The organism is Streptomyces sp. DS1-CR2, assembly GCF_055760475.1.
In genome coordinates this window covers 5103208-5127989 of record NZ_CM147085.1, presented here as the reverse complement: position 1 = coordinate 5127989, position 24782 = coordinate 5103208, and the positions used below count along the sequence as shown (strand labels likewise).

Genomic DNA, 24782 nt, shown 5'->3' with positions numbered 1-24782 from the left:
AACCGTACTCCCCCGCCCTTCGGGCGGGAGGGGCCCCTATCAGGCACGTCGTGCCCGCCTCTACTCCTCCTCGGGCAGCTCCCCCACCCGGTTCTCCCACTTGGTGGACAGCACGATCGTGGTGCGCGTGCGCGAGACGCCCTTCGTACCGCTGAGCCGGCGGATGGTGCGCTCCAGGCCGTCCACGTCACCGACCCGCACCTTGAGCATGTACGAGTCGTCGCCCGCGATGAACCAGCAGTCCTCGATCTCGTGCAGGTCCTTGAGCCGGCGCGCCACGTCCTCGTGGTCGGCGGCGTCGGAGAGCGAGATGCCGATCAGGGCGGTGACGCCGAGGCCTAGCGAGGGCGAGTCGACGGTCGCGCGGTAGCCGGTGATGACGCCGGCCGCTTCGAGACGGTTGATGCGGTCGGTGACGCTGGGCCCGGACAGGCCTACGAGGCGTCCCAGCTCGGCATACGAGGCGCGGCCGTTCTCGCGCAGAGCCTGAATGAGCTGCCTGTCCACGGCGTCCATAGGTCCATGCCTTTCATTATTCCGCGTTGAAGCGAGTTTACGTGTAGAATCCAAGGCGTGCAGGGCATTGACCCTGTGAATCTTTCAGCCGAAACCCGGTTTCACCTTCGGCTGACCTTCCAAGCGATCTTCGACTACCGATCAAAGACGATCATTCAGGAGTGTTGCCACCGTGTACACGATCGAGATGGCCTACGCCCGTATGCGCGAGCTGCAGGACCAGGCCAACCGCTCGCGTGCCCACCAGTCCGCCGTCGAGGCGCGTGCCGCTGAGAAGCGGGCCGCGCGCACCAAGAAGCGCTAACGGTCCACAGAGCCGCCCCCGAGCTCTCCCTGCCACCGGCGGTAGAGCCGATGCGGCACCCCCGCCGCGTCGAGCGCCCGCCCGGCGACGAAGTCCACCAGATCCTGGATGTGCGTCGCCCCCGCGTAGAACGCCGGAGAGGCGGGCAGCACCACGGCGCCCGCCTCGTCCAGCGCCACCAGATGCTTCAGCGTCTGTCCGTTCAGCGGTGTCTCGCGCACCGCGACGACCAGCCTGCGCCCTTCCTTGAGCGTCACGCTCGCCGCGCGCTGGAGCAGATCCTTCGACAGGCCGAGCGCCACGCCCGCCACGCACGCCGTGGACGCGGGCACGATGATCATGCCCTTCGCCGGATACGACCCGGACGACGGTCCCGCCGCCAGATCCCCGGCGGACCAGTACCTGACCTGGTCGAGCCGGTCGCCCGCCGCGAACGTGTCCGGCTTCCCGTCCGCCCCGCGCGCCAGCCACTCACCCAGGTCCTCGTGCCAGTGCGCGTCCCGGAACGCGATGCCCGTCTCATCGAGCAGCGTCAGCCGCGAGGCCCGCGAGACGACGAGGTCGACGCTCTCCCCCGCGTCGAGCAGCGCGCGCAGAACCGCGGCGGCATACGGGGTCCCCGACGCGCCGGACACCCCCACGATCCAAGGCCGGCGCCCAATTTCTCCTGCGGTCATGCCGTCGAGCCTATCCGGCACCCGGCCGCGGTCAGACAGTCAGCCCGCGCACGAGGAGGTCGAGCAGCGCGCACACGAACAGGGCGATCCCGATAAAGCCGTTGACCTGGAAGAAGGCCCGGTTGAGCCGGGACAGGTCGCGCGGCCGCACGATCGTGTGCTCGTAGAGGAAGGCGCCCGCGACGATGACGAGGCCGAACCAGAAGAACGCACCCGCGTCCGTGGCGAGGGCGTACCAGACGAACAGCGCCGTGGTGAGCGTGTGGCAGCCGCGCGCTCCCCAGATCGCCGCCGGGATTCCGAAGCGGGCCGGCACCGACATCACGCCGACCTCGCGGTCCGTCTCCACGTCCTGGCAGGCATAGATGAGGTCGAAGCCGCCGATCCAGATGCCGACCGCGAGCCCGAGGATCACCGCGTCCCACGACCACTCGCCGGTGATCGCCAGCCAGGCGCCGACCGGCCCCATCGCCTGGGCGAGACCCAGGATGGCCTGCGGGAAGTTCGTGAACCGCTTGCCGTACGGATAGACGACCATCGGGATCACCGCGATGGGCGCGAGCGCCAGGCACAGCGGGTTGAGCAGGGCGGCCGCGCCGAGGAAGACGACGAGCGCGATGAGCGCGCCGGTCCAGGCGGACTTCACGGACATCGCGCCCGTGACGAGTTCGCGGTGCGCGGTCCTCGGGTTACGGGCGTCGATCTCGCGGTCGATGATCCGGTTCACGGCCATCGCGAACGTGCGCAGGCCGATCATCGCGATCGTCACGAGCAGCAGCCGCCACCAGTGGATGTTCCCGTCCATCCGGAACATCGCGGTGAGCGCCGCGATGTACGCGAAGGGCAGCGCGAACACCGAGTGCTCGATCATGACGAGCCGCAGGAACGCCTTGGTGCGGCCCGGCTGCGGGATCGCGGCGGAAGCGCTGGTCACAGGCCGTACTCCTTCCAGCGGCGGTCGACCGTCGCCGCCGTCTGCGGGTCGGACAGCACCATCTCGGGCCAGCCGCCGTCCCGCGTGTAGCCCTCCTCGGGCCACTTCTTCGTCGCGTCGATGCCCGCCTTGCCGCCCCAGAACTGCTGGTACGACGCGTGGTCGAGGTGGTCGACGGGACCCTCGGCGACCGTCAGGTCACGGGCGTAGTCCGTGTTCCCGAGCGCCCGCCACGCGACCTCGTGCAGATCGTGCACGTCGCAGTCCGAGTCGACGACCACGATCAACTTGGTCAGCGACATCATGTGGGCGCCCCACACGGCGTGCATCACCTTCTGCGCGTGTTTCGGGTACTTCTTGTCGATCGAGACGATCGCGCAGTTGTGGAAGCCGCCCGACTCGGGCAGGTGGTAGTCCACGATGTCCGGCACGATGATCTTGAGGAGCGGCAGGAAGAAGCGTTCCGTGGCCCGGCCGAGCGGACCGTCCTCCGTCGGCGGGCGCCCCACCACGATGGACTGCAGCAGCGGACGCTTGCGCATCGTCACGCAGTCGATCGTCAGCGCGGGGAAGGGTTCCTGCGGCGTGTAGAAACCGGTGTGGTCGCCGAACGGGCCCTCGGGGAGCATCTCCCCGGGCTCCAGCCAGCCCTCGAGGACGACCTCGGCGTTCGCCGGCACCTGGAGCGGCACCGTCTTGCAGTCGACCATCTCGATCCGCTTGCCCTGGATGAACCCGGCGAAGAGGTACTCGTCGATGTCCCCGGGCAGCGGCGCCGTCGACGCGTACGTCACGGCGGGCGGGCAGCCGAAGGCGATCGCGACCGGCAGCTTCTCGCCCTTCCTGGCGGCCACCTGGTAGTGGTTGCGGCTGTCCTTGTGGATCTGCCAGTGCATGCCGATGGTGCGCCGGTCGTGGCGCTGGAGCCGGTAGAGCCCGAGGTTGCGGATGCCGCTCTCGGGGTCCTTGGTGTGCGTGAGGCCGAGGTTGAAGAAGGAGCCGCCGTCCTCGGGCCAGGTGAACAGGGCCGGGAGCTGGTCCAGGTCCACGTCGTCGCCGCGCAGGACGACCTCCTGCACCGGCGCGTCCTTCACCTTCTTCGGCGGCACGTGCACCATCGAGCCGAGCTTGCCGAACGCCTCGCGCACGCCCACGAAGCCGTGCGGCAGCTCGGGGCGCAGCAGGCCGCCGATCTTGTCGCTGATCTCCTCGTAGGACTTCAGGCCGAGCGCCTTGAGCAGGCGCCGGTCGGTCCCGTACACATTCATCGCGAGGGGCATCGAGGAGCCGCGCACGTTCTCGAAGAGGAGAGCGGGGCCGCCGGACTTCTGCACCCGGTCGACGATCTCACCGACCTCCAGATAGGGGTCGACCTCGGCCTTGATGCGCTTGAGGTCACCCTCGCGCTCCAGCGCCCGCAGGAGGGAGCGAAGATCGTCGTAAGCCATGCGTCCCAGTATCGAGCACCGGCTACCCTGACCCGGTCACCGGGGGGCCTGCGTCGCCCCCACGCCGCTCCTTGGGGGATCGCGACACCATGCTCCGCTACTTGCCGTTCCTGCTGGTCCTGGCGTTGTGGATCTACGCCTTCATCGACTGCCTGAACACTCCGGAGGAGGAGGTCAGGGGCCTGCCGAAGGTCGTGTGGGTCATCATCATCCTGCTCTTCGGCGAGGTGCTCGTCGGCCCGATCGCCTGGCTCGTCGCGGGCAGGGTGCGCCATGCGCCCGCGGGCGGGTCGACGCCGTCCGAGTGGCACCGCAACCACCGCACCACGTTCGTCGCACCCGACGACAACCCCGAGTTCCTGCACTCCCTGCGCGAGGAGGCTGCGTCTTCTAAAGAAGTAAAGGACGAGTCGCTCCTCAAGGACTGGGAGGCCGATCTGCGCCGCCGCGAGGAGGAGCTCAAGAAGCGCGAGGGCGAGCAGGGCGGGGAGCAGGCATGAGTGCCTTCGACCCCGAACTGGCGCGGACCTGGCTGGCCACCGCCGTCGAGGAGGCGCGGGCGGGGCTCGCCGAGGGCGGCATCCCGATCGGCGCGGCCCTCTACTCGGCGGACGGGAAGGTCCTCGGGCGCGGGCACAACCGCCGTGTGCAGGACGCGGATCCGTCCGTGCACGGCGAGACCGACGCCTTCCGCAACGCGGGCCGGCAGCGCTCGTACAAGGGCACCACGATGGTGACGACGCTCTCGCCGTGCTGGTACTGCTCCGGCCTGGTGCGGCAGTTCGGCATCTCGCGGGTCGTCGTCGGTGAGGCCCGGACGTTCCACGGAAGCCACGACTGGCTGGCCGAGCACGGCGTGGAGATCGTGGTCCTCGACGACCCCGAGTGTGTCGCCATGATGGAGGAGTTCATCGCGGCCCGCCCCGAGCTGTGGAACGAGGACATCGGCGAGTAGGGGGTGTCCGACCGGCCGGGCGTCGTTGCCCGCGTGCCGCGCCGCGTCCACAGTGGGGTCATGACGGAACCCCGTGCGCCACAGCCCCGTATCCCCACGATCGATCTGCGGCCCTGGCTCTCCGGCGGTCCGGACGCGCGCGCCGGGATCGCCCGTACCGTCGACGAGGCGCTGCGGACCGCCGGATTCCTGCTGGTCACCGGGCACGGCGTGGACCCGGGCCTGCGCTCCCGGATCCGGGAGGCGGCGCGCGGCTTCTTCCGGCTGCCGCCCGCGGTGAAGGAGCCGTACGCCGTGAAGGTGGGCGGGCGCGGCTGGCTGGGCCCCGGCGCCGAGGCGAACGGCTACGCGGAGGGCACCGAGACCCCGCCCGACCTCAAGGAGTCCCTGTCGTACGCCTGCGAACTGCCCACCGGGGACGCGGAGATCGACGCGGAGTGGTTCCTGCCCAACACCTGGCCCGCCGAGACGCCCGAGCTGCGCGCGCTCGTCGAGACGTATCTCGGGCGGATGCGGGAGCTGTCCGACCTGCTACTCGAACTCCTCGCGGTCGCGCTCGGCGAGGAGGAGGACTTCTTCACCCGGCACACCACGCACCCCACTTGGGGCTTCAACATCAACTGGTACCCGGGAACGGACGTCGTGGGCGGGCCCGAGGAGGGCCAGTTCCGCATCGGCCCGCACACCGACTTCGGGACCGTCACGGTCCTCGACCGGCAGGCCGGCAAGGGCGGGCTCCAGGTCTACACCGACGAGGGCGGCTGGCAGGACGCGCCGTTCGACCCGGACGCGTTCACCATCAACATCGGTGACCTGATGGCGCGTTGGACCGGCGACCGCTGGCGCTCCGGCCGCCACCGCGTCCTGCCGCCCCCGGCCGACCTGCCCGCCGAGGAGCTGATGTCGCTCGTCTACTTCTACGAGTGCGACCCGCGCACGACCGTCGAGTCCCTGCCCGCGCCGAAGGGCCGGGTCGCGCACGAGCCGGTCGACTCGCACACGTATCTGCGGGCGAAGCTGGACATGATCACCGTGGAGCCTTGATCACTGTGGGCTTTGATCACTGTGGGCCTTGATCACTGCGGCGTCTGATCACTGCATACCCGATCACTGTGGAGCCTCGAGATAGCCGTCCCGGAGCGCCTGCCATCGGGAGGGGGTCCAGGCCGCCCAGGCCCGCTCGTCCGTCGGGCGCCCGTCGAGCGCGGCGGCCAGGTGCTCGAAGTGGTCGTGCCAGGCGGCCAGGTAGTCCAGGCGCGCCGCGTCGTCGCCGTCGATCTCACTGGTGAACCGCAGGGTCGTCGCGTCGGGAGCCGTCGGCTCCAGGTGGAAGCGCATGCGGCCGTGCGGGCCGTCGAGCGTGTACTCGGCGACGCGCTCCCCGTCCCACGCGGTGACCCGGCCCTGGTGGGCGCGCCCGTTGTTGAGCCACCGCAGCGTGACCGCGCCGCCGAGCCGTGGTTCGAGCACATCGGCGGCGGCCAGCCACCCCGGCAGACCCTCCGGGGTGGCCACCGCCGCCCAGACCTCCTCCACGGGATGCGGGAGAGGGATCGTGAAGTGCAGAGTGTGGGTGTGACCCTCGGTCCGGCTCGTGCCGGGCGCGACGGGTGTGGCAGGTGCCGCGGACTCGGTGGGCTGGCTGGATTCGGTCATACCTCCAGGCTGGCGCGCCCGCGCGCTTCGCGCACCCTTGGGCGCCGGGATCTGTGCTCCGCCGGGCCCGCCCAGGCTCCCCGTCCGTCCGTACGCCGACGGCCGACCTCTTGTGACTCGCGTCACAAAGGGTCGGCCGTCGGTGACTGTCGCGGTCTCAGACGCCGGCGTAGGAGTGCTTGCCGGTGACGAAGATGTTCACGCCGTAGTAGTTGAACAGCCAGCAGGCGAAGGCGATGAGGGCCAGGTAGGCGGCCTTGCGGCCCTTCCATCCGGCGGTCGCGCGGGCGTGCAGGTAGCAGGCGTACGCGACCCAGGTGATGAACGACCAGGTCTCCTTGGGGTCCCAGCCCCAGTAGCGGCCCCACGCGTCGCCGGCCCAGATCGCGCCCGCGATGATCGTGAACGTCCACAGCGGGAAGACGGCCGCGTTCACCCGGTAGGAGAACTTGTCGAGCGAGGCCGCGGCGGGCAGGCGCTCCATGACGGAGGTCGCGAACTTCCCGGGCTTGCCGCCGTTCGCCAGCTTGTTCTCGTACGAGTCGCGGAACAGGTAGAGCAGCGTGCTGACCGCGCCGACGTAGAACACCGCGCCGCAGAAGATCGCCGTGGAGACGTGGATGTACAGCCAGTACGAGTGAAGGGCGGGAACCAACTGGTCGCTGGCGGTGTACAAGACAGTGACAGCGAGGCCGAGATCGAGGAGGACCGTGGTGACCAGCGGGAGGCCGAGCCAGCCGATGTTCTTCTTCGCCACGAGCAGGCCGAGGTACACAGCGACGGCGACGGTGGAGAAGGTGATGTTGAACTCGTACATGTTGCCCCACGGCGCGCGCTGCACGGAGAGCGCGCGGGTGAGCACACCGCTCGCCTCGACGAGGAACGCGAGCACGGTGAGGGACACCGCGATACGGCCGTAGAGGTCGCCCTGCTCGTCGCCGCCGGAGGCGCCGGGGCCGTCCGGCACGTCACGCGTGCCGGAGACGGCGCGCGTCACGACGCTGGGCCGCTCCAGGACGGCGGTGCCGCCGTTCTTCTCCTTGACCTGCACCTTCACGGAGCCGGCCGCGGCCGGCGCGGTGGCCTTCTGCGTGAGCGCGGCAGCGGTGCGGCCGACCTTGCTGCGGCTGCCGAAAAGCCACTCGGCCATGTGCGCGAAGAAGGCCAGGAGGTACACGGCCATCGACGAGTAGATCAGCACATTGCTGATGTGCGCGAGATTCTCGTTGGTTGCGGCGGCGAGATTCACTTCTCAGCCCCTTCGGCAGGAACAGCAGGTCGGGGATCGGCGGCGCTGGGCGCCTGTTCGTGGAGGTGTGCGGCCAGGTCGCCGAGTTCTTCGGCCACCTTCGAGGACTCGCTGCGGCCGAGACCGCCCATCTCGACGACGGTGACTCCGTCGGCTCCGGGGGTCGCCCGGACCCAGACGCGGCGGCGCTGGATGAACAGGGAGCCGGCGAGGCCCGCGATGGCGGCGAGCGCTCCGGCGAGGGCCCAGCCGTCGCCGGGCTGGTGGGTGATCTGGAAGCTCGCCCACTGCTTGATGTCCTTGTCGAACGTGATCGACCCGGCACCGTTCGGAAGCTTCATGGTCTCGCCGGGCCGCAGCCGCGTCTTGAGCAGCTCCCCCTTCGAGTCCGTGAACTTCTTCATCTTGGAGGTGTCCAGTTGGTACACGTTCTGCGGGATACCGGAGTCGACACCCAGGCTTCCGTGGTACGCGGACAGCGCGAGGACGGGGTAGTCGAGCGCGGGGAACTGGGAGAACATGTTGCCCTTCCCGGACCCCGCGAAGGTCGGCACGAAGAAGGCGTTGAAGCCGAGCTGTTCCCGCTTGCCGTTCTTGTCGCGGTAGCCGTCCATGACCTTGACGGCACCGGTGGAGGTGACGTTCGAGTCGATGGGCAGCAGCGGCACGGCCTGCCGGGAGACGATCTTGCCGCGGCCGTCCCGGACGGTGACGGTCGGCGCGTAGCCGTGGCCGTTGAGATAGACCTTGGTGCCGTCTATGTCGAGGGGCGTGTTGACCTCGATCGCGCTCTTCTGGTCCTTGCCGGTCGCGCCGACGCTGTAGGTGACGTTCGCGCGGTAGACGCGCGGGCTCCCCTTGTTCGGCCCGTTGCGCTCGTACGTCCCGTCGAACTTGTCGAGCTGAAAGCTGAACGGCGTCAGGTCGGTGTCGGAGTTGAAGAGGTTGCCCGACTTGAAGTCGTCGTACATCGGCAGGGCGTTGGAGAAGCCTCCGTCGCCCTCGACCATCAGCTTGCCGCCCTCGGACTTGAAGAGCTGGCCCCAGGCGAAGGCGATCAGCATCACGATCAGCGCGATGTGGAAGATCAGGTTGCCGGCCTCGCGCAGATAGCCCTTCTCGGAGGCGACGGTGGCGCCGATGGGGGCCCCTCCCTGCTCGAGCGAAGCCGAGAGCTCGGGGGAGTGGGCGCGGAAGCGGCGCTTGCGGAGGATTTCGAGGGCCGCCGCGCGGACCTGCTCGGGCTCGGCGTCGGTGCGCCAGGTCGCGGACGCGGGCAGGTGCGTGAAGCGCTTGGGGGCGGCCGGGGCGCGGCCGCGCAGTTGCCCGACGAACTGCCAGGTGCGCGGGACGATGCAGCCGATGAGGGAGATGAACAGCAGGATGTAGATCGCGGAGAACCACACCGAGCTGTAGACGTGGAACAGGCCCAGCTTGTCGTAGACCGGCGAGACCGTGGTGTGCGCGTCCTTGAACGTCTGCACCTTCATCTCGTCGACCCCGGACTGCGGGATCAGCGAGCCGGGGATCGCCCCGAGCGAGAGCATGAAGAGCAGGATCAGCGCGACGCGCATCGAGGTGAGCTGCCGCCAGAACCAGCGGACCCAGCCGATGACCCCCAGGCGGGGCAGGTTCGGGCCGCGGTCCTCCTGCGGTGCGGTGGACAGATGCGAGCCGGCCGCGCCGAGCTCGTCGCCGCTCACCTCGCCGGTCTTGCCGGATTCAGTCGTGCTCATGAATCAGATTCCCACCGTGAAGCCGTTGGACCAGGACTGCATCTGCTGGACGAGGGTGTCCCAGGCTCCTGTGAGCAGCAGCACTCCGGTCAAGATCATCATGATGCCGCCGATGCGCATCACCCAGGCGTAGTGCTTCTTGACCCAGCCGAAGGCGCCGAGCGCCTTGCGGAAGGCGACCGCGGCGAGCACGAAGGGGACACCCAGCCCGACGCAGTACGCAACGGTCAGTATGGCCCCGCGCCCCGCGCTCGCCTCGTTGAACGACAGGGCGGTCACGGAGGCGAGCGTCGGACCGATGCAGGGGGTCCAGCCGATACCGAACAGAGCACCGAGCACCGGAGCGCCGATCAGCCCGGTCACCGGCCGCTTGTGGAAGCGGAATTCGCGCTGCGTGAGCCAGGGCATCATGCCCATGAAAAAGATCCCCATGAGGACCATCAGGACACCGAGGATCTTGGTGAGGGTGTCCTGGTACTCCTGGAGCGTCTGGCCGAAGTAGCCGAAGAGGGCCCCGCCGGAGACGAAGACGGCGGTGAAGCCGAGGACGAAGAGTCCGGCGCCGAGCGCCATCCGGCCGCGTCGCGCGTCGGCCAGGTCGGTGCCGCTCACCCCTGTCACGTAGGACAGGTAGCCGGGCACGAGAGGCAGGACGCAGGGCGAGAAGAACGAGAGGAGGCCGCCGAGCACGGCGATCGGCAGAGCGAGCAGGAGCGCACCGCTCTCGACGGTGTTGCTCACTCCGCCTTCAGCGGCGAGAGCGGTGAGCGTGGCGTGCACCGTCGCTCACTTCTCCGCGATCACGGGGTCGACCATCTTGCGCAGCTTGTCCTCGCTAAGTGCGCGCAGCGAGCGGGCGGCGATCTTGCCGTCGCGGTCGATGACGAGCGTGGACGGGATGGACTGCGGATTGAGGGTGCCCTTGTCGAACCGCAGCATCAGCTTGCCCGAGGGGTCGTAGAAGCTCGGGTACGGGATGTTGTGGTCCTTCTCGAACTGGAGGGCCGGTTCGGTCTGCGGATCACGGGTGTTGATCCCGATGAACTGGACGTCCTTGCCCTTGGTCTCGTTCGCGACCTTGGCGAAGTAGTTGGCCTCGGCGCGGCACGGCGGGCACCAGGAGCCCCACACGTTCAGCACGATGACCTTGCCCTTGTAGTCGGCGAGGTCGAGGGGCTTGCCCTCCAGATCCTTGCCGTCCAGCTTCGGGGCGTCGTGCCGGTCGCCCTTGTCGACGGTGGAGATGCCGCCGGAGTTCGTCACGAAGTTGGTGTTGTTGCCGCCGCCCGACGTTCCGCCGGAGCTGCATGCGGAGAGCGTCAGCGCAGCGACCGCGGCTCCCGCGGCGAGGAGGGCGGTACGGCGCTTGGATGCAGCGAGGGGGGAAACGCGGCAGTCGGCACTCATGTGAAAAGTTTCGCATGTCTGTTTAGGGGATCTTCCGCACCCCCCTTGCGTACGGAAAACCCCATTTCAGGAGGGGTCATTCAGGGTGCGGCGCGAGGCTCACGCCGCGGCTTTCAGATAGCTCTTCCAGCCGCCGTCGGGGCGCACTCCGACGTCGAGCGAGCGCAGCTTGTCGAGGACCTGCGGGTCCTGGACGTCCAGCCAGTCGACGAACTGCCGGAAGGAGACCAGGCGTACATCCTTCTGGCCGGCTATGTGCTTGAGCGCCTCTTCGACGGAGTCCATATAGATCCCGCCGTTCCACTCCTCGAAGTGGTTGCCTATGAAGAACGGCGCCCGGTTCGTCTCGTATGCCCGGTCGAAGCCGGCTATGTAGGCCTCGGCCGACTGCTTGCGCCAGCGTGGGTAGTTGTAGGCAGGCGCCCTGGTCGTGTTCACCGACTGGTTGGCCAGCATGTTGTAGTCCATCGAGAGGACCTCGAAGCTGTGCCCGGGGAACGGCACGGCCTGCAGCGGCAGATCCCACACCCCGCCGCGCTTGGAGGGCCAGCGCTGCCGGCCGCCCGGCGACGACGCGTCGTAGCGCCAGCCGAGCTCGCGGGCCGTGGGCAGCAGATGGTCCTGGCCGAGCAGACAGGGCGTACGGCCGCCGACCAGTTCCTTCTCGTAGTCGAAGGGCAGCGAGGGCAGGTCGTGCCAGCCCGTGTTCGTGCGCCACTCCTTGACGAACGACTTGGCCTGGTCGATCTCGCTGCGCCACTGCGCCGGGGTCCAGTTGGCGACGGTGCCGGTGCCCGCGCAGAAGTGGCCGTTGAAGTGCGTGCCGATCTCATGGCCTTCCAGCCAGGCCTGGCGGACGTACTTCAGCGTCTCCTTGATGTGGGCATCGGTGAGATAGCCGATGTCGGAGGCGCCGACCCCGTTGTTCGGCGGGCGGTAGAGCCGCTTCTTCGACTCCGGCAGCAGATAGAGGCCGGAGAGGAAGAACGTCATGTGCGCGCCGTGGTTCTCGGCCAGTTCGAGGAAGCGCGGGAAGAGGCCGTTGCCGACCTCGCCCGCGCCGTCCCAGGAGAAGATCACGAACTGCGGCGGCGTCTCGCCGGGTTCGAGGGGGACGGGCTTGCCCGGCTGGTTCGGCTGCTTGCCGGTGTACGACGTCGAGCCGTCGCCGATCGGCCGGGCCGCGGGCTTGTCGGGCTTACCGGCGCCGCCCTCGCCCTTGCCGCCCGGCGGCACGTACGCCCCGCCACCCTGCCCGTTACTGGTACCGCACCCGGCGAGCGCGGCGGCCGCCGCCGCCCCCGCTCCGAGCCCGATCAGGCCCCTTCGCGTGATGTCCGGCATTTCCTGGTCCCCATTCGTCGCGCCCCGTTCCCGTACGAGACGGGCACCCCCTTAGAGGGCGCGACGAACACCGCGGTTCCGGCACGGAGAACAAAGTTGGGCAATGCCGACTGCTTTGCGCCGAATGTTCCGAGCGTCGAATGCGCTCAGGACCGCAGGCGCTCAGGACCGAAGGCGCTCGGGACCGAAGGCGCTACGCGCCGAACGCCTTGTCCTTCCCCTTCACGGGCTTGGCACCCGCGAGGAGATGGGCGGGCACGAGATCGCGCGCAGGCTCCGTGTAGCCGACGGACACGATCTTGTCCCCGCGATAGGTGAACGTCGTGAGCGAGGCGAGCGTGCACTGCCGCTTGCGCGGGTCGTGCCACAGCCGCCGCTTCTCCACGAAGCTGCGCACGATCCAGATCGGCAGCTGATGGCTGACGCACACCGCCTCGTGACCGCGCGCCGCGTCCTTCGCCGCGTCGAGGGCGCCCATCATCCGCACGACCTGCTCGACGTACGGCTCGCCCCACGACGGCTTGAACGGGTTGACGAGGTGCTTCCAGTTCTCCGGCTTGCGCAGCGCGCCGTCGCCGACGCCGAACGTCTTGCCCTGGAAGACGTTGCCCGCCTCGATGAGCCGGTCGTCGGTCGCCAGGTCGAGCCCGTGCGCCTTCGCGATCGGCGTCGCCGTCTCCTGCGCCCGGTCCAGCGGGGAGGCCACGACATGGGTCACATCACGCGAGGACAGGTGCTCGGCGACCCGGTCGGCCATCTGCCGGCCGAGCTCGGAGAGGTGGTAGTCGGGCAGGCGCCCGTACAGGATCCCCTCCGGGTTGCGCACCTCTCCGTGCCGCATCACGTGGACGACGGTGATGTCCTGGTCGGACTTGCCGGCAGTGGTCATGCTTGCGTGGCCTCCGCAGCCGCGCGCGCGGCACCGGGGAGCGCGGCGGCGATGCGCTCGACCGCCCGCTCGTCATGGGCAGTGGAGACGAACCAGGACTCGAAGGCCGACGGCGGCAGATAGACGCCCTGCTCCAGCATCGAGTGGAAGAACGCGGTGAAGCGGAAGGACTCCTGCGCCTTCGCGTCCTCGTAGTTGCGCACCTCGTTCTCCGTGAAGAACACCGAGAACATGTTGGAGGCGCTCTGCACGCGGTGCGCGACGCCCTCCTTCGTGAGCGCGGCGCTCACCAGGGTGCGCAGCTGCTCGGAGACCGCGTCGATCTTCGCGTACGCGGCGTCGTCGAGCAGCCGCAGCTGCGCGACGCCGGCCGCCGTCGCGACCGGGTTCCCGGACAGCGTGCCCGCCTGGTAGACGGGTCCGGCCGGGGCGAGGTACTCCATGACGTCCGCGCGGCCACCGAACGCGGCGGCCGGGAAGCCACCGCCCATGACCTTGCCGAACGTCATCAGGTCGGGCACCACGCCGTCGACGCCGAACCAGCCCGCCTTCGACGTGCGGAAGCCGGTCATGACCTCGTCGGAGAGGTACAGCGCGCCGTTCTCCCGGCACAGGTCCGCGAGTCCCTGGTTGAAGCCTTCGAGCGGCGGGACGACGCCCATGTTGCCCGGCGACGCCTCGGTGATGACACAGGCGACCTGGCCCTCGTTCGCGGCGAACGCGGCCCGCACGGCGTCGAGGTCGTTGTACGGGACGACGATGGTGTCGCCCGCCTGGGCACCGGTCACACCCGGGGTGTCCGGCAGCCCGAAGGTCGCCACGCCCGATCCCGCCGCGGCGAGCAGCGCGTCCACGTGCCCGTGGTAACAGCCGGCGAACTTGATCACCTTGGCGCGCCCGGTGAACCCACGGGCGAGCCTGATCGCGGACATCGTCGCCTCGGTGCCACTGGACACCAGTCGCACCTGCTCGACCGGCGCGATCCGCGCGACGATCTCCTCGGCCAGGGCCACCTCGCCCTCACCCGGCGTACCGAAGGACGTACCGCGCGCGACGGCTTCCTGGACGGCCGCGATGACCTCGGGACGGGAATGGCCGAGGATCATCGGCCCCCAGGAGCAGACGAGGTCGACGTACTCGCGACCGTCGGCATCCGTGAGGTACGGACCGGTACCGGACACCATGAACCGGGGCGTACCGCCCACGGCACGGAACGCGCGTACGGGCGAGTTCACGCCGCCCGGCGTCACGAGAGCCGCGCGGTCGAAGAGACCCTGCGAGACCGGTGCTTCATAGGGGTACGGTGCGGTCGCGCCCGACGGCGGCGCCGCGGACCCGGGGATGTTGTTCGCCTCTGCCATGCCTCTCAGCGTACGGGCAGGCTCTCCGGACCCCGGCTCATCCCCTGCTTCTCTGGCCACGGCGGGAACCGACTACCTAAACTCCCAGGGGGACGGGCCGCTCGCGGACAGTTCACGCTGCACGCCGGCACGGGGTGCGCTCCCCGGCCCGCGCGGGTGGTTCACCGCACGTTTCGGCGAGTGACCGTGGGGGAGGTCACTGACACGATGATCGGGTTGCGCGGTGGTGGCCGCGCGGCCTAGAAAAGGGGCCAGGCGCCCTGGAAAAGCAGTCGGGTGGAGATATGCATCGCGGTGGCGGACTGGGCGAGGGGACCGACGACCTGGGCCCCCGGCGTGCCCGGCGGGGAAAGCACCGGCGCGACGCGGAGGCGGCAGCGGCAGCAGCGGGGGACCCGGGAGACACGGATGCCGGGCAGGCACTGAGCGGGACCGGGAGCAGGAATGGTGGCCGGGTGGGGGTGACGTACAAATACTTCGGCGCGCCCGACGGCGCCACGGCGGCCCGTGTCCCCATCTCGATGCGCCCCGAGGAACTCGGCGGTGACGAGCTCGGCATGGGCGGCATGTTCACCAAGATCAAGCCGGAGACGATGGCCGCGATGGTCCTCACCGGCATCGAGGGCATACCGCTGCACAAGGTCCCCCCGCTGGAACTGGTCGTCCTGCATCCCGACTACGCGGTCGTGAAGCTGCCCATGACGGTCGTCGACCCGCTGCGCGGCGTCGGCGAGGAGGCCGTGGGCGCCGCGGCGTTCATCTGGTCGACGGTCCCGGACCGCGGCGGCCCGCGCGACGCGTTCTACGTGTACCAACTCCTGCACGAATGGCAGGACTTCAGCCACCGGCTGCACGACGCGGGACACCAGGCCTACTGCCTCGTCTGGCCCTGACCCTCACTCCTCGTCGGGCAGCACACCCCGCACCGTGAACCCGATCGCCGCTCCCCCGCCCGTACGCGCCTTCGCGAACGCTGCGCCCCCGTGGGCCGCGGCCACCTCCTGGACGATGGACAGGCCGAGGCCGGAGCCCGGCAGGCTGCGGGCAGCCGGCGCGCGGTAGAAGCGGTCGAAGACCCGGTCCAGATCCGAGTCCGCGATGCCGGGACCCCGGTCGAGCACCTCGACGCGCACGCCGTCCGGGAGGCCTCCCGTGACCACGATCTCGATCGGCTCCGTGCCGTCGCGGTCGAACTTGGCGGCGTTCTCCACCAGGTTCGACACCGCGCGCTGGAGCGAGGCCGGCCGGCCCCGGACCACGGTGTCGCCCCGCGAACGCACCGTGACCGTGCGGCCCGTACGGCGGCGCGCGAGGACCGCCGTGTCCTGCGCGGTCTCGGCGAGCGCCACCTCGACGACCGGCTCGTCGTCCTCCTTGCCCGCGGCCAGCTCCACCAACTCGTTGACCAGATCGGTCAGTTCACGCGACTCCTGCGCCAGGTCGGCGATCAGCTCCTCGCGGGCGGCGGGCGGCAGGTCCTCGATACGGCGCAGCAGCGAGATGTTCGTACGCAGTGAGGTGAGCGGCGTGCGCAGTTCGTGACCGGCGTCCTGCACCAGGCGGCGCTGGTCCTCCATCGACCGCGCGAGCCGCCCCAGCATCCGGTCGAAGGAGCGCCCCAGGCTACCCACCTCGTCACCCCCGGTGACCGGCACCCGCACATCGAGGCGCCCCGTCCCCGCCACGTCCTCCGCCGCCTCCGCGAGCCTGACCAGACGCCCCGTGATCCGGCGCGCCAGCCACCAGCCGACAAGTCCCGCCGCCACGATCACGGAACCCGCCAACAGGCCCGTGCGCTGCTGGAGTTCACGCAGCAGGTCCTCCGTGTCGCTGAACTCCTGCGCGACCTGCACGGCGCCGCGCCCGCCGCCCAGCGACACGGCCGTCATCCGGTACTCGTCCCCACCGATCTCCACATCGCGCCGCGAGCCGCCCTTCTCCGCCCCGTCGGCCTCCTCCGTCACACCGGCGTGCGTCTCGTCGGCGGTGCGCCGGTCCGCCGCGTTGACCGGCAGCCGCGGGCTGCCGCGGTCGACGACCCGGCCGCCGGGCCCGAGCACCTGGACGTCCGTACGGGCCGGCCGGATCAGGTCGTCACGCGGCCCGTCGTGGTCGGGGTCCCCCGACGCGAAGTCGTACGGGGTGAGCTCGGCCGCCTTCACCTGCTGCCGCAGATCGGTGACGACCTCGTCGAACACTGCCTGCTGGTCCACGCGGACGAGCCGCGCCGCGGCGTCGTAGGAGAGGAAGCCGACCAGGACGGTGACGGCCGCCGCGACGGCCGCGAACGACACGGCGAACGTCGTCCGCAGGGACCGGGCGCGCGGTCGCCCGTGCAGGAACGCGCGCAGGCGGCGGCGCGGCATCCTCAGTCCTCCCGCAGCACGTAGCCGACGCCGCGCACGGTGTGGATGAGGGAGGTGGCACCGGGTTCGTCGACCTTGCGGCGCAGATAGCCGACGTAGACGGCGAGGTTCTTCGACCCCGGACCGAAGTCGTAGCCCCAGATGCGGTCGTAGATCGTGGCGTGGTCGAGGACGATGCCCGCGTTGCGCACGAGCAGCTCCAGGAGGTCGAACTCGGTACGGGTGAGCTCCAGTTCGCGCTCCCCGCGCCAGGCCCGCCGCGCCTGCGGGTCCATTCTGAGGTCGGCCGCCGCGACCTGGCCGTCGGGCTCGGGCGACGCATCGCGCCCGCCGCTCCCGTCGTCGGAGGAGGCGCCGTTGCTGCGGCGCAGCAGGGCACGGAGCCGGGCGAAGACCTCGTCCACGTCGAACGGCTTCACGACATAGTCGTCGGCGCCCGCGTCCAGGCCGGCGATCCGGTCCGGCGTCTCGACGAGCGCCGTCAGCATCAGGATCGGCGTGCGGTCCCCCTCGGCGCGCAGCACCCGGCACACCTGAAGACCGTCGATGCCCGGCATCATCACGTCCAGGACGAGGATGTCGGGCGCGCTGCGGTGCGCCTGCGCGATCGCCTCCACCCCGTCGGCGACGGCCGTGACCTCGTAACCCTCCAGAGTCAGGGCCCGCTCCAGGGCATGGCGGATGGCACGGTCGTCCTCGGCGAGCAGCACGGTCGGGGACGCGGCGCGGGGCGTGGCGGACGCAGCGGTAGGGGACACGCGGTCCAGTGTGCCCCCCGCGCCCGGCGGCATACCCCCTGCCCAGGGGCCCGCCCCACGCCTTCTTACCCGCCTCTCACCCGGGCGCTAACGGTGGCTTACCCGGCTGGACCAGGCTGCCGCCGTATGTTGCGGGCACAGCGCCCGCCGGGAGGGTTGTCCATGAAGATCGTGTTCCTGCTGCACAACGCGTACGCGATCGGCGGAACCGTGCGCACCACGCTCAACCTCGCCGCGGCGCTCGCCGGGCGCGGCGGCCACGAGGTGGAGATCGTGTCGATGTCCCGGCATCGCGAGGTGCCGCGCTTCACGGTCGATCCCGCCGTCTCACTGGTCCCACTCGTCGACACGCGTATCGGCGGCGTCGACACGCGGTACGCGGCGTACGAGGAGCCCGCGCGGGACTTTCCCGCCGCCGAGAAGCGGCACAAGCAGTACACCCGTCTGCACGATCTGCGCGTGCGCGGGTATCTGGAGCGCTGCGACGCTGACGTCGTGATCGGTACGCGCCCCGGCATCAACGTCTATCTGGCGATGTACGGCCCGCGCACCGCGCTGCGGATCGGGCAGGAGCACCTGCGCCACGACGCGCACAGCAAGCAGCTCCGGGCGGTGCTCGCCCGCCACTACCGCTCCCTCGACGCCGTCGTCACCATGACCGAGGCGGACGCCGAGGTGTACCGGGCGCGCATGGCCCTGCCGGGCGTACGGGTCCTGTCGGTCCCCAACATCGTGCCCGAGGCGCCCTGCCCGCCGTCCGACGGCGGCGCCAAGGTCATCGCGAGCGCCGGGCGTCTCGCGCCGGGCAAGCGCTTCGACCTGCTCCTGGAGGCGTTCGCGGCCGTCGCCGCGCAGGAACCCGAGTGGCAGCTGCGGATCTACGGCGGCGGGCCCGAGGAAGCGAAGCTGCGCGATCTCATCGCCGGGCTCGGACTGACCGGGCGCGCCCACCTGATGGGGGCGCGCTCGCCCATCGAGCCGGAGTTCGCGAAGGCCTCGATCGTGGTGTCCGCGTCAGACGCGGAGTCCTTCGGGATGACGCTCGTCGAGGCGATGCGGTGCGGGGTTCCGGTGGTCAGCACCGACGCGCCGCTCGGCCCCGCCGAGATCATCACCGACGGCGTCGACGGCCGGCTCGTGCCGGTCGGGGACGCGCGGGCCCTCGCCGAGGCGCTCGTCGGCCTCATCCACGACGCGCCGCGCCGGCACGCCATGGCCCGCGCCGCGTTCGCGTCCGCCCGCCGCTACGACCCCGATCCGATCATCGCCCGGTACGAGCTCCTGTTCGCCGAACTCCGTGAGACGCGGCGCCTGCGGTCGTGGCAGCGGCTGCGCTCACGCGCGGCGAACTGGGCCCGCCGCACGGCCCGTTCGACCCACGGCCCGGCGCCGGCCGCGTCCGCGCGCGGCGCCCGCCCGGACCCACGCCCCACGTGACGCACGAGCGGGAAGGCACATGACGACCAACGACACCCAACTCGACACCCCAGAACCGGCCCGCCCGCAAGGCCCCAAGGCCCCCGGAGCCAAACGGGACCGGGCCACCGAGGGCCGGGGCAGGCGGGCCGACCAAAACCGGCGGCGGCCCGCCCCCCGGCCCGACCCCCAGCCGGGTACGGCAGCCACGACTGCCCGACCGGAGGCGAGTCGACCGGAGCCCGGAACCACCGCGCGGAGGCGGGCCGAACACCCCTCCACACCAAGCCCCACCACACCCCGACCACATCCGGCCCCACCCCCCGACCCGCACCCGAACACGGACCCGGCAGCCACCACCGCCCAGCCTGGGACAGATCGGCCCGAGCCCGAAGCCGCGGCCCTGACCTGGGCCAAGCACCCCTCCACACCAAGCCCCACCACACCCCGACCACACCCCGACCCGCACCCGAACACGGATCCGGCAGCCACCACCGGCCAGCCCGAGACCGACAACACGGCAGCCACCACTGTCCAGCCCGCGACCGACACGCCGGCTACCGCCCACAGCCGCCACACCGAGCCCAGCCCCAGCCCCAGCCCCCGAGCCACCACAGCGGCACCCGGCGCCGCCGCCCCCACCGGCGCCACCGCCATCTCCCACCCCCCGTCCTCCTCCGCCACCACATCTGACGCCGGCGAGCGGCGCCCCCGCACCACTCCCTGGCTAGCGCTCGTCGCTCTCGTCTACGCCCTCGTTCAGTTCCTGCTCGTCGTGCCGGCGTTCGCGCACGCGCTCGGGTGGGACGAGGCCGTGTATGTGTCGCAGTACGACCCGCGCGTCCCCGCCGCCTTCTTCAGCGCGCCGCGCTCCCGTGGCATCAGCTTCCTGACCGCGCCGTTCATCGCGGTCACCCCGTCCGTGCCCGTCCTGCGCATCGCGCTCACGCTGCTCTCCTCGGCCGCCCTGTACGGCGCGTTCCGCGTATGGCGTCCCGTCGTCGGGGCCCGTACCACCGCCCTCGCCGCACTGCTGTTCGCGGGGCTGTGGATCACCCAGATCTCCGGGCCGCAGGCCATGCCCAACCTCTGGGTCGCGTTCGGCTCGGTCGCCGCCACGGGCTGGTTCCTGCGCGCGGTGATCCGGCGCGAACCCCGCGCGAACCGGTGGCTCGCGGGCTGCGTCGCCGTGACCGCCCTGTTCCGCGCTCCGGACGCCGTCTGGCTCGCCCTGCCCCTGATCGCCACGGCCCTGTTCCGCGGCCGCCGCACCCTGCCCTACCTGGTCGGCGGACTCGCGATCGGCCTCGCCCAGTGGGTCGCGGAGGCGTACATCCGCTTCGGCTCCGTACGGGAACGGCTGCACGTGTCGAGCGCCACCGAGGGCGACATGGGCCTGCACCTCAACTTCGACAACGCCTGGTCCAGCCTCAACGGCCCCCTGCTGTGCCGCCCGTGCACGGCGGCGACCCTGGACTCCCCCGGCCTCACCCTGTGGTGGCTGGCCCTGCCCGTCCTCGCCGCCGCCGCACTCGCCTACGCGGTGCGCGAGCGCCGGCTCCTGGCGACCGCGCTCCCTGTGGCCGTCGCCGCCGCGCTCGCCGTGCCGTATCTGCTCATGATCGACTACTCGGCCCCGCGCTTCCTGCTCCCGGCCTACGCGCTCCTCGCCCTGCCGGTCGCGAGCCTGGTCACGTGTCTGACCTCGCGACGCGCCCTCATCCTCGTAGGGGTGATCGTCGCGGCGCAGTTCGTCTCGCAGGCCACAGTCCTGACCGAGGTCACCGCAGCGACCGCCGCCACGAACCAGCGCTACCGCGCCGCCGCCGACAGCCTGCGCACCCTCGGCCTGCGCCCGCCCTGCCTGGTCTCGGGCCCGCGCGCCCTCCCCATCGCCTACGACGCGGGCTGCGCCTCCGCCCAGATCGACGGCAACAACGTCTCGACGACCGTCGCGGGCATCCTCGGCCGCGCCGCGGAGGTGCCGACCGCCGTCCTCACCAAAAAGGGACAGCGCCCACCGCACTATGCGCGCGACTGGACGCCGTACCCCCTGCACCACACCCGCGGCTGGACGGCCTGGCTCGCGCCGGCCGTCCCGCAGGGCCCGTAACTACTTCTTGCTACGTCCGCAGCGCGGCAAGCTGCTGCTCGAAGGGGATGACGTCGTCGCCCCACTCCGCCGGCGCCGGGCGGGCCGCCGCGAGGCCGGTCATGAGCCGCGCGAGCTCACCGCCCGCCCGTTCGACGCGCTGCTCAAGCCCCTCCGCTCCCCAGTCCTGCGACGCCGCGTACACGGCGGTCGGCATGACCACGGCCCTCAGATGCGCGAACAGCGGGCGCATCGCGTGCTCCAGGACGAGCGAGTGCCGTGGCGTCCCGCCGGTCGCCCCGGCGAGCACCGGCTTCCCGGTGAGCGCGTCCTTGTCGAGCACGTCGAAGAACGACTTGAACAGACCGCTGTACGAGGCCGAGAACACCGGCGACACGGCGATCAGGCCGTCCGCCCCGGCCACCGCGTCGAGCGCCTCCTTGAGGGCGGGCCCGGGGAACCCGGTGACCAGGTTGTGCGCGATCTCGACGGCCAGGTCACGCAGTTCGACGACGGTCACATCGACATCGGTGCCCGCGACCTGCGAGGTCACCGCCTGCGTGAGCCGGTCCGCGAGGATCCTGCTCGACGACGGGGAGCTCAGCCCCGCCGACACGACGACGAGCTTCATACGGACGGCACCTCCTTCTCGTTCTCCTGCTGAGCCTTCAGCTCCGCCTCCGCGACGCGCGACGCGTGCGTCGGCGCGTCCGGCACGTTCGCCGGGCGGCTGTTCGCGAACTCCTTGCGCAGCACCGGGACGACCTCCTCGCCGAGGATGTCGAGCTGCTCCAGGACGGTCTTGAGAGGCAGACCGGCGTGGTCCATCAGGAACAGCTGGCGCTGGTAGTCACCGACGTGCTCCCGGAAGCCGAGCGTCCGCTCGATCACCTGCTGCGGGGATCCCACGGTCAGCGGGGTCTGCGAGGTGAAGTCCTCAAGGGAGGGGCCGTGTCCGTAGACGGGCGCGTTGTCGAAGTACGGGCGGAACTCCCGCACCGCGTCCTGCGAGTTCTTGCGCATGAACACCTGGCCGCCGAGCCCGACGATCGCCTGCTCGGGGGCACCGTGCCCGTGGTGGGCGAAGCGCCGGCGGTAGAGGTTCACCATCTGCTTGGTGTGCTCCATCGGCCAGAAGATGTTGTTGTGGAAGAACCCGTCGCCGTAGAACGCGGCCTGCTCGGCGATCTCGGGCGAGCGGATCGAGCCGTGCCACACGAAGGGCGCGACCCCGTCCAGCGGGCGCGGCGTCGAGGTGAAGGACTGCAGCGGCGTACGGAACTTGCCGTCCCACGTCACGACGTCCTCGTCCCACAGGCGGCGCAGCAGGGCGTAGTTCTCGAAGGCGAGGTTGATGCCCTCGCGGATGTCCTTGCCGAACCAGGGGTAGACCGGGCCGGTGTTGCCGCGGCCCATCATCACGTCGACGCGGCCCTCCGCGACGTGCTGGAGCATCGCGAAGTCCTCGGCGATCTTCACCGGGTCGTTCGTCGTGATCAGCGTCGTCGACGTGGACAGGATCAGCTTCTCGGTGCGCGCCGCGATATAGCCGAGCATCGTGGTCGGCGACGACGGCACGAACGGCGGGTTGTGGTGCTCGCCGGTCGCGAAGACGTCGAGCCCGACCTCCTCCGCCTTCAGCGCGATGGCGAGCATCGCCTTGATGCGCTCGTGCTCACTCGGCGTACGGCCCGTCGTCGGATCGGCTGTGACATCACCGACGCTGAAGATCCCGAACTGCATGGCGCTCACCCTTCGAGGTTGTTGATGATTCAACTATACCTCCGAACGGTGATGGTGCCGCCCCTATTCCCGGGCCTCGGCGCATGGGCTTCCCCGACCTCGGCGCACGGGCTTCCCCGACCTCGGCGCATGGGCCTTCCCCAGGCCCTCAGGGCGCGGGCGGGGCCACCGCGGATCCCGGCCCGTCGCCGCGAGCAGCCGCTCGAACGCCGACGCGTCCGCGGGCTCCGGCACCGCCTCCCCGAACACCCCCATCGACCGCGCCGTCGGCGCCAGCTCCGCGACGGTCCCGGCCAGCCGCTCCACGACGGCGAGCGCCTCCCCCTCGGGCACGTACTCCTGCCCCGTCGCCCGCGCCAGGTCCCAGATGTGCACGGTCAGATCGAGCAGCACCATGGACCCGACCGTGGCCGCCGGCATGTTCATCGCCCCGGTCTTCCCCTCCTCGGCACCCGGCGCCGCCCAGGCCGCCACCAGCTTCCGGGCCTCCTCACCGAACCGCTCACGCCAGTCGGGCCTCTCGGCCACCCGGTCCGCGGCGGAATGCGTGAAGTCGGAGTCCTGCTTCGCGGCCAGCCGCTGGAACTGCTCCATCACCTGGAAGACGTGGTTGACCAGGTCCTTCACGTCGTACTCCGCGCACGGCGTCGCCGCTTCGAGACGGTCGTCGGGCAGGGCGCGGACGACCGGGACGGCCCGCTCCGCGGCCACAGCCAGAAGATCACCGATGCCGCGCGGGTTCTCCTGACTGTCGTTGTTCTCGTGACTCCCGTTTTTGTCGTGACTCCCGTTGTTGTCGTGACTCTCGTTGTTCTCGCGGATGTCATTCATGCCGCCAAGCTACGAGCCGGAACCCGGCCCGTCCTGAAGAACGGCGACATACGATCCGGCTCGTCACCGATGAGCCGATGACGCACAGCACCGAACACAGGACGGCCGCGGAAAAGATGACGGACATAGGCCTCGTGCCCTGGACGGACGACGACTTCGATCTCCTGCTCAAGAACAACGCGCCCGAGATGACGGCCCACCTCGGCGGCCCCGAAACCCTCGACCAGCTCATGGACCGCCACCGCCGCTACCTCGCCCTGTCCACGCTCGACGGGCACGGCCGGATGTTCCGCATCACCGCGGGACCCGACGCTCCCGCGGCCGGCTCCATCGGCTACTGGGCGACACCGTGGCAGGGCGAACGGGTCTGGGAGACCGGCTGGGGCGTCCTGCCCTGCTACCAGGGCCGCGGCATCGCCGCCGCGGCCGCCCGCCTCGTCGCCGCCCACGCGGCCGCCGACCGGGCGCGCCTGCGCCATCTGCACGCGTTCCCGCCCGTCGACCACCCCGCGTCGAACGGCGTCTGCCGCAGCGCGGGCTTCACCCTGCGCGGCCCCTGCGACCTCGAGTACCCGAAGGGCCGCGCGATCCGCTGCCACGACTGGCACCTCGACCTGCGGTCCCTCAGCCGAGCTTCTTCGTGAAGTGGAACGCCGTGATGTCCATACGCTCCCGCAGATAGAAGCGGTGCGCGTCCGTCCGGCGCGTCCCCGAGTCCAACTGGAGCGTGCGGCAGCCCAGTTCGCGCGCCCGATCCTCCAGATGCGCGAGCAGCGCCCGGCCCACGCCGCCCGACCTGGCCCGCTCGGCGGTCACCAGATCGTCGACGTACAGCTTGCGCAGCGCGCTCGTGTTGGCGGCCACGCGCCACCCCGCGACGCCCGCGCACGACCCGTCGTCGGTGTACGCGGCCGTGAACCGCAGCCCCTGCGGATACCCCTCTGCGTACACCTCGGAGAACAGCTCGCGGGTCAGGTGCGGGCGCAGCTCCTGGAGCACGGGCAGGACCTCGGCGCCGAGGCGCGGATCGCCGGGCCCCATGTCAGTGATCTTCATACCCGAACGATAGGAGCCCCGTCCCGGACCCCACACCCCTGTCT

General features: G+C 70.6%; 26 protein-coding genes. 8 read left to right on the top strand and 18 right to left on the bottom strand.

The features are described from left to right. Positions 1–60 precede the first annotated feature (60 nt). On the bottom strand, positions 61–516 hold the full coding sequence (locus tag ACY0PA_RS24630; RefSeq protein ID WP_329571395.1) for an Lrp/AsnC family transcriptional regulator: 456 nt from the start codon (positions 514–516) through the stop codon (positions 61–63). A gap of 172 nt (positions 517–688) precedes the next feature. On the opposite strand from ACY0PA_RS24630, the gene ACY0PA_RS24625 reads away from it, so the two are divergent. After that, on the top strand, positions 689–820 hold the full coding sequence (locus ACY0PA_RS24625; RefSeq protein ID WP_473086618.1) for a hypothetical protein: 132 nt from the start codon (positions 689–691) through the stop codon (positions 818–820). On the opposite strand, the gene ACY0PA_RS24620 is transcribed toward ACY0PA_RS24625, so the two are convergent. The 3 genes from ACY0PA_RS24620 to ACY0PA_RS24610 are packed head-to-tail and all read right to left on the bottom strand — an operon-like array spanning position 817 to position 3879. Next, positions 817–1497 (bottom strand): UbiX family flavin prenyltransferase, encoded by a 681-nt coding sequence (locus ACY0PA_RS24620; RefSeq protein ID WP_473079852.1) that lies wholly within the window; start codon positions 1495–1497, stop codon positions 817–819. The genes ACY0PA_RS24625 and ACY0PA_RS24620 overlap by 4 nt on opposite strands. Before the next feature lie 31 nt (positions 1498–1528). Further along, positions 1529–2431: a menaquinone biosynthesis prenyltransferase MqnP gene (gene mqnP / locus ACY0PA_RS24615; RefSeq protein WP_473079851.1), complete on the bottom strand. Its 903-nt coding sequence runs from the start codon at positions 2429–2431 to the stop codon at positions 1529–1531. Next, positions 2428–3879, bottom strand: coding sequence for a menaquinone biosynthesis decarboxylase (locus tag ACY0PA_RS24610; RefSeq protein WP_100597997.1), 1452 nt, complete (start codon positions 3877–3879; stop codon positions 2428–2430). Before ACY0PA_RS24610 ends, mqnP begins: the two co-directional genes overlap by 4 nt. A gap of 89 nt (positions 3880–3968) precedes the next feature. Here ACY0PA_RS24610 and ACY0PA_RS24605 point away from each other — a divergent pair, with 89 nt between their 5' ends. Genes ACY0PA_RS24605 through ACY0PA_RS24595 form a run of 3 tightly spaced genes read left to right on the top strand, consistent with a single transcriptional unit; the run spans position 3969 to position 5878 of the window. Further along, positions 3969–4379 carry a PLD nuclease N-terminal domain-containing protein gene (locus tag ACY0PA_RS24605; protein ID WP_473079850.1) on the top strand — a complete coding sequence of 137 codons (411 nt, stop codon included), beginning with the start codon at positions 3969–3971 and terminating at the stop codon, positions 4377–4379. Next, positions 4376–4834: a nucleoside deaminase gene (locus ACY0PA_RS24600; protein ID WP_473079849.1), complete on the top strand. Its 459-nt coding sequence runs from the start codon at positions 4376–4378 to the stop codon at positions 4832–4834. The genes ACY0PA_RS24605 and ACY0PA_RS24600 overlap by 4 nt, the downstream gene beginning before the upstream one ends. Before the next feature lie 60 nt (positions 4835–4894). Continuing rightward, positions 4895–5878 carry an isopenicillin N synthase family dioxygenase gene (locus tag ACY0PA_RS24595; protein ID WP_473079848.1) on the top strand — a complete coding sequence of 328 codons (984 nt, stop codon included), beginning with the start codon at positions 4895–4897 and terminating at the stop codon, positions 5876–5878. A 63-nt stretch (positions 5879–5941) separates the two neighbouring features. On the opposite strand, the gene ACY0PA_RS24590 is transcribed toward ACY0PA_RS24595, so the two are convergent. From ACY0PA_RS24590 to hemL, 8 genes are all read right to left on the bottom strand, one after another. Continuing rightward, on the bottom strand, positions 5942–6490 hold the full coding sequence (locus tag ACY0PA_RS24590; protein ID WP_473079847.1) for an SRPBCC domain-containing protein: 549 nt from the start codon (positions 6488–6490) through the stop codon (positions 5942–5944). Between the two features lie 157 nt (positions 6491–6647). Then, positions 6648–7739 (bottom strand): c-type cytochrome biogenesis protein CcsB, encoded by a 1092-nt coding sequence (gene ccsB / locus ACY0PA_RS24585; protein WP_473079846.1) that lies wholly within the window; start codon positions 7737–7739, stop codon positions 6648–6650. Continuing rightward, complete coding sequence (gene resB, locus ACY0PA_RS24580; RefSeq protein WP_473079845.1) at positions 7736–9475, bottom strand: cytochrome c biogenesis protein ResB; 1740 nt, start codon at positions 9473–9475, stop codon at positions 7736–7738. Before resB ends, ccsB begins: the two co-directional genes overlap by 4 nt. Positions 9476–9478: 3 nt before the next feature. Next, the gene (locus tag ACY0PA_RS24575; protein WP_473079844.1) at positions 9479–10255 is read right to left on the bottom strand and encodes a cytochrome c biogenesis CcdA family protein; all 777 of its coding nucleotides are present in this window, start codon (positions 10253–10255) and stop codon (positions 9479–9481) included. A 6-nt stretch (positions 10256–10261) separates the two neighbouring features. Further along, a complete protein-coding gene (locus ACY0PA_RS24570) occupies positions 10262–10882 on the bottom strand; it encodes a TlpA family protein disulfide reductase (protein WP_473079843.1) in 621 nt (206 codons plus the stop codon). A 99-nt stretch (positions 10883–10981) separates the two neighbouring features. Further along, positions 10982–12226, bottom strand: coding sequence for a polysaccharide deacetylase family protein (locus ACY0PA_RS24565; RefSeq protein WP_473079842.1), 1245 nt, complete (start codon positions 12224–12226; stop codon positions 10982–10984). 193 nt (positions 12227–12419) lie between these two features. Further along, on the bottom strand, positions 12420–13115 hold the full coding sequence (locus ACY0PA_RS24560; RefSeq protein ID WP_473079841.1) for a histidine phosphatase family protein: 696 nt from the start codon (positions 13113–13115) through the stop codon (positions 12420–12422). Further along, a complete protein-coding gene (gene hemL, locus ACY0PA_RS24555; RefSeq protein WP_473079840.1) occupies positions 13112–14476 on the bottom strand; it encodes a glutamate-1-semialdehyde 2,1-aminomutase in 1365 nt (454 codons plus the stop codon). The genes ACY0PA_RS24560 and hemL overlap by 4 nt, the downstream gene beginning before the upstream one ends. A 284-nt stretch (positions 14477–14760) precedes the next feature. Between hemL and ACY0PA_RS24550 the strand changes: the two genes are divergently transcribed. Continuing rightward, positions 14761–15369, top strand: coding sequence for a hypothetical protein (locus ACY0PA_RS24550; RefSeq protein ID WP_473079839.1), 609 nt, complete (start codon positions 14761–14763; stop codon positions 15367–15369). Between the two features lie 3 nt (positions 15370–15372). On the opposite strand, the gene ACY0PA_RS24545 is transcribed toward ACY0PA_RS24550, so the two are convergent. Next, entirely contained in the window at positions 15373–16842 is a 1470-nt protein-coding gene (locus ACY0PA_RS24545) for a sensor histidine kinase (RefSeq protein WP_473079838.1), read from the bottom strand. A 2-nt stretch (positions 16843–16844) separates the two neighbouring features. Next, a complete protein-coding gene (locus ACY0PA_RS24540) occupies positions 16845–17552 on the bottom strand; it encodes a response regulator transcription factor (protein WP_473086411.1) in 708 nt (235 codons plus the stop codon). Between the two features lie 210 nt (positions 17553–17762). On the opposite strand from ACY0PA_RS24540, the gene ACY0PA_RS24535 reads away from it, so the two are divergent. Next, positions 17763–19037 (top strand): glycosyltransferase family 4 protein, encoded by a 1275-nt coding sequence (locus ACY0PA_RS24535; protein ID WP_473079837.1) that lies wholly within the window; start codon positions 17763–17765, stop codon positions 19035–19037. Between the two features lie 19 nt (positions 19038–19056). Continuing rightward, positions 19057–21129 carry a hypothetical protein gene (locus ACY0PA_RS24530; protein ID WP_473079836.1) on the top strand — a complete coding sequence of 691 codons (2073 nt, stop codon included), beginning with the start codon at positions 19057–19059 and terminating at the stop codon, positions 21127–21129. Positions 21130–21139: 10 nt separating this feature from the next. On the opposite strand, the gene ACY0PA_RS24525 is transcribed toward ACY0PA_RS24530, so the two are convergent. The 3 genes from ACY0PA_RS24525 to ACY0PA_RS24515 all read right to left on the bottom strand — a co-directional run bounded on the left by ACY0PA_RS24525 (position 21140) and on the right by ACY0PA_RS24515 (position 23682). Beyond that, entirely contained in the window at positions 21140–21739 is a 600-nt protein-coding gene (locus ACY0PA_RS24525; protein ID WP_473079835.1) for an FMN reductase, read from the bottom strand. After that, positions 21736–22851 carry an LLM class flavin-dependent oxidoreductase gene (locus ACY0PA_RS24520; protein ID WP_473086410.1) on the bottom strand — a complete coding sequence of 372 codons (1116 nt, stop codon included), beginning with the start codon at positions 22849–22851 and terminating at the stop codon, positions 21736–21738. Before ACY0PA_RS24520 ends, ACY0PA_RS24525 begins: the two co-directional genes overlap by 4 nt. A gap of 63 nt (positions 22852–22914) precedes the next feature. Beyond that, on the bottom strand, positions 22915–23682 hold the full coding sequence (locus ACY0PA_RS24515; RefSeq protein WP_473079834.1) for a TIGR03086 family metal-binding protein: 768 nt from the start codon (positions 23680–23682) through the stop codon (positions 22915–22917). Positions 23683–23759: 77 nt separating this feature from the next. Here ACY0PA_RS24515 and ACY0PA_RS24510 point away from each other — a divergent pair, with 77 nt between their 5' ends. Beyond that, a complete protein-coding gene (locus ACY0PA_RS24510; RefSeq protein ID WP_473079833.1) occupies positions 23760–24326 on the top strand; it encodes a GNAT family N-acetyltransferase in 567 nt (188 codons plus the stop codon). Here the strand turns inward: ACY0PA_RS24510 and ACY0PA_RS24505 are convergent. Further along, complete coding sequence (locus ACY0PA_RS24505; RefSeq protein WP_473079832.1) at positions 24307–24738, bottom strand: GNAT family N-acetyltransferase; 432 nt, start codon at positions 24736–24738, stop codon at positions 24307–24309. The genes ACY0PA_RS24510 and ACY0PA_RS24505 overlap by 20 nt on opposite strands. Between the last annotated feature and the right edge of the window lie 44 nt (positions 24739–24782).

What these genes read in the sequence shown, in the direction of transcription:
- ACY0PA_RS24630 (WP_329571395.1), bottom strand. Translation starts at nt 516, where the DNA reads ATGGACGCCGTGGACAGGCAGCTCATTCAGGCTCTGCGCGAGAACGGC.
- ACY0PA_RS24510 (WP_473079833.1), top strand. Translation starts at nt 23,760, where the DNA reads ATGACGCACAGCACCGAACACAGGACGGCCGCGGAAAAGATGACGGAC.
- ACY0PA_RS24600 (WP_473079849.1), top strand. Translation starts at nt 4,376, where the DNA reads ATGAGTGCCTTCGACCCCGAACTGGCGCGGACCTGGCTGGCCACCGCC.
- resB (WP_473079845.1), bottom strand. Translation starts at nt 9,475, where the DNA reads ATGAGCACGACTGAATCCGGCAAGACCGGCGAGGTGAGCGGCGACGAG.
- ACY0PA_RS24515 (WP_473079834.1), bottom strand. Translation starts at nt 23,682, where the DNA reads ATGAATGACATCCGCGAGAACAACGAGAGTCACGACAACAACGGGAGT.
- hemL (WP_473079840.1), bottom strand. Translation starts at nt 14,476, where the DNA reads ATGGCAGAGGCGAACAACATCCCCGGGTCCGCGGCGCCGCCGTCGGGC.
- ACY0PA_RS24525 (WP_473079835.1), bottom strand. Translation starts at nt 21,739, where the DNA reads ATGAAGCTCGTCGTCGTGTCGGCGGGGCTGAGCTCCCCGTCGTCGAGC.
- ACY0PA_RS24565 (WP_473079842.1), bottom strand. Translation starts at nt 12,226, where the DNA reads ATGCCGGACATCACGCGAAGGGGCCTGATCGGGCTCGGAGCGGGGGCG.
- ACY0PA_RS24570 (WP_473079843.1), bottom strand. Translation starts at nt 10,882, where the DNA reads ATGAGTGCCGACTGCCGCGTTTCCCCCCTCGCTGCATCCAAGCGCCGT.
- ACY0PA_RS24545 (WP_473079838.1), bottom strand. Translation starts at nt 16,842, where the DNA reads ATGCCGCGCCGCCGCCTGCGCGCGTTCCTGCACGGGCGACCGCGCGCC.
- ACY0PA_RS24530 (WP_473079836.1), top strand. Translation starts at nt 19,057, where the DNA reads ATGACGACCAACGACACCCAACTCGACACCCCAGAACCGGCCCGCCCG.
- ACY0PA_RS24535 (WP_473079837.1), top strand. Translation starts at nt 17,763, where the DNA reads ATGAAGATCGTGTTCCTGCTGCACAACGCGTACGCGATCGGCGGAACC.
- ACY0PA_RS24595 (WP_473079848.1), top strand. Translation starts at nt 4,895, where the DNA reads ATGACGGAACCCCGTGCGCCACAGCCCCGTATCCCCACGATCGATCTG.
- ACY0PA_RS24520 (WP_473086410.1), bottom strand. Translation starts at nt 22,851, where the DNA reads ATGCAGTTCGGGATCTTCAGCGTCGGTGATGTCACAGCCGATCCGACG.
- ACY0PA_RS24560 (WP_473079841.1), bottom strand. Translation starts at nt 13,115, where the DNA reads ATGACCACTGCCGGCAAGTCCGACCAGGACATCACCGTCGTCCACGTG.
- ACY0PA_RS24505 (WP_473079832.1), bottom strand. Translation starts at nt 24,738, where the DNA reads ATGAAGATCACTGACATGGGGCCCGGCGATCCGCGCCTCGGCGCCGAG.
- ACY0PA_RS24610 (WP_100597997.1), bottom strand. Translation starts at nt 3,879, where the DNA reads ATGGCTTACGACGATCTTCGCTCCCTCCTGCGGGCGCTGGAGCGCGAG.
- ACY0PA_RS24620 (WP_473079852.1), bottom strand. Translation starts at nt 1,497, where the DNA reads ATGACCGCAGGAGAAATTGGGCGCCGGCCTTGGATCGTGGGGGTGTCC.
- ACY0PA_RS24550 (WP_473079839.1), top strand. Translation starts at nt 14,761, where the DNA reads ATGCATCGCGGTGGCGGACTGGGCGAGGGGACCGACGACCTGGGCCCC.
- ACY0PA_RS24590 (WP_473079847.1), bottom strand. Translation starts at nt 6,490, where the DNA reads ATGACCGAATCCAGCCAGCCCACCGAGTCCGCGGCACCTGCCACACCC.
- ACY0PA_RS24605 (WP_473079850.1), top strand. Translation starts at nt 3,969, where the DNA reads ATGCTCCGCTACTTGCCGTTCCTGCTGGTCCTGGCGTTGTGGATCTAC.